Origin of the sequence: Gelidibacter sp., from assembly GCF_035515035.1 — a bacterium.
Taxonomy (GTDB): Bacteria; Bacteroidota; Bacteroidia; order Flavobacteriales; family Flavobacteriaceae; genus Gelidibacter.
The window spans coordinates 1-3,800 of sequence record NZ_DATJCA010000163.1 but is presented as its reverse complement, the minus strand read 5'-3'; the positions used below and the strand labels follow the sequence as shown (position 1 = coordinate 3,800).

Genomic DNA, 3,800 nt, shown 5'->3' with positions numbered 1-3,800 from the left:
GAGAGGCATTTTTCCTAAACATTTAACAAACCAGCCTATTTACTTGGTGGCATGGTTGGCCTAACCTCAATTTTACTCGGTAAGGTGCGCTCATTCATTTTTAAAAGATCAACCACCAACTCCCCAATATCTTCACTTTGGATTTTCCAAGCATCACTAGGGTCTGGTTCATTTCCATTAAAATGTGTTGAAACTGATCCTGGCATAATGGTACTGACCTTAATATTATGTTGTCTTAAATCCAACATCACCGATTGCGTAAATCCGGTAACTCCAAACTTGCTGGCATTATATGCCGAACCGCCGGCAAAAAAGTTAGTTCCTGCTAAACTGGAAATACTGATAAAATACCCTTTGGATTTTTTTAGCGCGTCAACGCTGGATTTAATGGTGTAGAATACTCCTGAAAGGTTCGTATCAATTGTTTCCTGCCATTGCTCTGGGGTGAGATCTTCAATAGATGCAAAATGCCCCAATCCTGCATTAGCCACTACAATATCGAGTTGTCCAAATTCAGACAACACTTGTTTTACCGCGTTTTGTTGGCTTTCATATATTCTGACATCTGCCTCAACACCTAGTGCTTTTGCCGATGTTTTAGAATTCTTTGTAAGCTCTGCTGCTGCTTTCTTTGCACTCGCCTCATTTCGGCTTGTTATGGCAACATTCACACCTTCATTTAACAAACTCAATGCTACGCCGTAGCCAATCCCTTTACTCCCGCCTGTAATTAAGGCGACTTTGTCTTTTAAATTTTTCATCCTATATGGTTTTATCCAAAGTTACGAAAGGAAAAATTTAAGGCTATATAAGAATTATTAAAATTGTATTAAATGTTTGGTGCAAGAACATCTTCAAGCTCTTGTTAATGAGGAAAAACGACAAAAATTACGCAATATCAGTGGATGAGAAGATTTACAAGGAGCCCTGTTGTATTTTACGTCATACCAATAAGACAACTTTTAAGGAAATCTAAAATGGCACAATGAACTGAGGCAAATCAGAATTCATTACAAAAGAAAAAAAATTTAGTTATAAACCTAAGAATTCAGCATTTTCCAAAGTCGGTCCTTCAGTTCGGTGATTCCCTTTTGGGCCACAGAGGAGATAAAAATATAATCTATGGGTAAGGTTTTGTCGAGTATAGTTTTGAGTTCTGCTTCAAGCTCTGCATCAAGAAGATCACTTTTTGAAATGGCGATCAGCCGCTCTTTGTCCAACATTTCCGGATTGTAGCGTCGTAATTCATCCAACAGAATCTCATATTGTTTAAGGATATCGTCGGCATCTGCAGGTATTAAAAACAACAAAATGGAGTTGCGTTCAATATGTCTTAAAAAGTAATGTCCAAGTCCTTTCCCTTCTGCAGCTCCTTCAATAATCCCTGGAATGTCTGCCATGACAAAGGTTTGAAAATCACGATATTCAACAATCCCCAAGTTGGGTTTAAGAGTTGTAAATTCATAATCGGCAATCTTTGGTTTTGCCGAAGTAACCACCGACAATAAGGTTGATTTTCCCGCATTTGGGAAACCTACCAGACCCACATCTGCAAGAATTTTAAGCTCTAAAAGAATGTCACGTTCTTGTAATGGAATCCCAGGTTGCGAATAGCGCGGCGTTTGGTTGGTAGAAGTCCTGAAATGCCAGTTTCCAAGTCCGCCTTTTCCTCCTTCTGCGATAATTCTTTCTTCGCCATGTTCAGTGATTTCAAAAATCACCTCATTGGTCTCAGCATCTCTCACCACGGTTCCCAAGGGTACATCAACATAAACATCTTCCCCATCAGCACCCGTACTTCTCGAGCCACTGCCGTGGCCGCCATGTTCTGCTCTAATGTGTTTTTTAAACTTCAAATGGTATAACGTCCATTGGTTTTCATTGCCTCTTATAATTACATGACCACCACGACCACCATCACCACCATCAGGACCTCCCTTAGTGATGAATTTTTCACGATGCAAATGCATAGAACCTTTGCCTCCGTTTCCGGATTGAACGTTCATTTTTATATAGTCAACAAAATTTCCTTCGGTCATATTCGCTTCCCACAAAATGGGAGTCTTTTTTTAATTAAAATCTAATCTTTGGAAGTGTCCAATAAGAATAAGCTTTAGAGTTCAACACATATCAAACGTCTAAAAAACTGGAACACTTTACTCAGTAATTATATTAAAGCGAATCGATTACCTTAATCAATCGTTTTGTAATTTCTGAGATACTTCCAACGCCATCTACACCACAATATTTATTCTGGGCGGTATAATAGTCCTTTAAAATGGCAGTTTTTTTATAGTATTCATTGATGCGGTTCCTAATAATTTGCTCATCCGCATCGTCTGGCCGTCCACTAGTTTTTCCACGACCCAGCAAACGTTGCACCAGGACCTCATCATCCACTTCAAGGGCAATCATGGCATTAATTTGAGAGTCCTTGGCCTCCATCAATTCATCCAAAGCTTTCGCTTGAGCATTGGTTCTGGGAAAACCATCAAAAATAAAACCGTTGGCATCGGCATTTTTCTCAACCTCGGTATTTAGCATGTCAATAGTGACCTGATCCGGTACCAATTCGCCTTTATCCATAAAAGATTTAGCAAGCATTCCCAAAGCTGTTTTATTTTTGATATTATATCTAAACACATCACCAGTTGAAATATGTACTAGATTATAGGTCTCCTTTAAAAAATCGGCTTGTGTTCCTTTCCCTGCGCCCGGAGGACCAAATAGCACAAAATTAGTCATATGTTGAGTCGTTTTTAATTGATATACTTCAGGCAGATCCCTTCCCAATCCGTCATAATCCAATCCGTATCCGACAATGAATTTCTTGGGAACATCAATACCAATATAATGTAGTTTAAAATCTTTTTTGTAAGCTTCTGATTTATGAAACAGGGTTGCAATCTTCAACTCCTTGACTTTCTCATTCTTAAAAATACGATGGATTTCCTCCAAGGTATTTCCCGTATCAATAATGTCTTCAAGAATCACAACCGTTCTGCCGGTCAAATCCTGTGTCAACCCGATAAGTCGTTCAATGTCTTCAGTTGATTTGACACCTTCATAGGATGCCAGTTTTATGAATGTAACTTCACACGGTCTTGGATATTTTTTAACAAAATCACTCACAAACATGAATGAGCCGTTTAAAACGCCAACAAATACTGGAATGTCGTCTTTTATATCATTCGCTACCTCGTCCACCATTCTTTGGACAACAGTATCGATTTCCTTTTCTGATATAAAGGGTTTAAAATATAAATCGTGAAGCTTGATCAATGTTATTGGATTTTAAAAGATGCAAATATACGCTTTTGATTTAAAAATTACTCCCGAAATTTCAGGATTTCATTCACAACTTTCAGAGTTTAAGCGTATTTTTGCGGTATTAACGACATAAATTTAACTGATTTCCCCCTGTAAGAACCTTAAACATGAATTATTTTTCCTCAAACTTTAAACTCGGTATTCTTGGTGGAGGCCAATTGGGCAAAATGCTGCTTACAGAAACACGCAAATTTGATATCTACACCTGTGTTCTTGACCCCAGTGATGAAGCGCCTTCTAAAATTGCCTGTAACGAATTTACTCAGGGTGATTTAATGGATTATGATACAGTGGTCAATTTTGGAAAAAATGTAGATGTGCTCACCATTGAAATTGAAAATGTTAATGCCAATGCTTTAGAAACTTTAGAAAAGCAAGGCGTTAAAGTATTTCCGTCGTCAAAAACTTTAAAAATCATTCAAAATAAGGCCACTCAAAAGTTGTTTTATGTGGACAACAATATTCCTACG

General features: G+C 38.0%; 3 protein-coding genes and 1 pseudogene. 1 reads left to right on the top strand and 3 read right to left on the bottom strand.

All coding sequences use genetic code 11. The features are described from left to right. Positions 1-35 precede the first annotated feature (35 nt). The 3 genes from VLZ86_RS13750 to VLZ86_RS13740 all read right to left on the bottom strand — a co-directional run bounded on the left by VLZ86_RS13750 (position 36) and on the right by VLZ86_RS13740 (position 3,282). Positions 36-761: an SDR family oxidoreductase gene (locus VLZ86_RS13750; protein ID WP_325452308.1), complete on the bottom strand. Its 726-nt coding sequence runs from the start codon at positions 759-761 to the stop codon at positions 36-38. A gap of 279 nt (positions 762-1,040) precedes the next feature. Further along, positions 1,041-2,039: a GTPase ObgE gene (gene obgE / locus VLZ86_RS13745; protein ID WP_325452310.1), complete on the bottom strand. Its 999-nt coding sequence runs from the start codon at positions 2,037-2,039 to the stop codon at positions 1,041-1,043. Positions 2,040-2,172: 133 nt separating this feature from the next. Next, positions 2,173-3,282, bottom strand: a complete 1,110-nt coding sequence (locus tag VLZ86_RS13740; RefSeq protein ID WP_325452306.1) for an adenylate kinase — start codon at positions 3,280-3,282, stop codon at positions 2,173-2,175. Positions 3,283-3,437: 155 nt separating this feature from the next. Between VLZ86_RS13740 and VLZ86_RS13735 the strand changes: the two are divergent. Beyond that, positions 3,438-3,800: pseudogene (locus VLZ86_RS13735) on the top strand (5-(carboxyamino)imidazole ribonucleotide synthase); the annotation flags it as partial.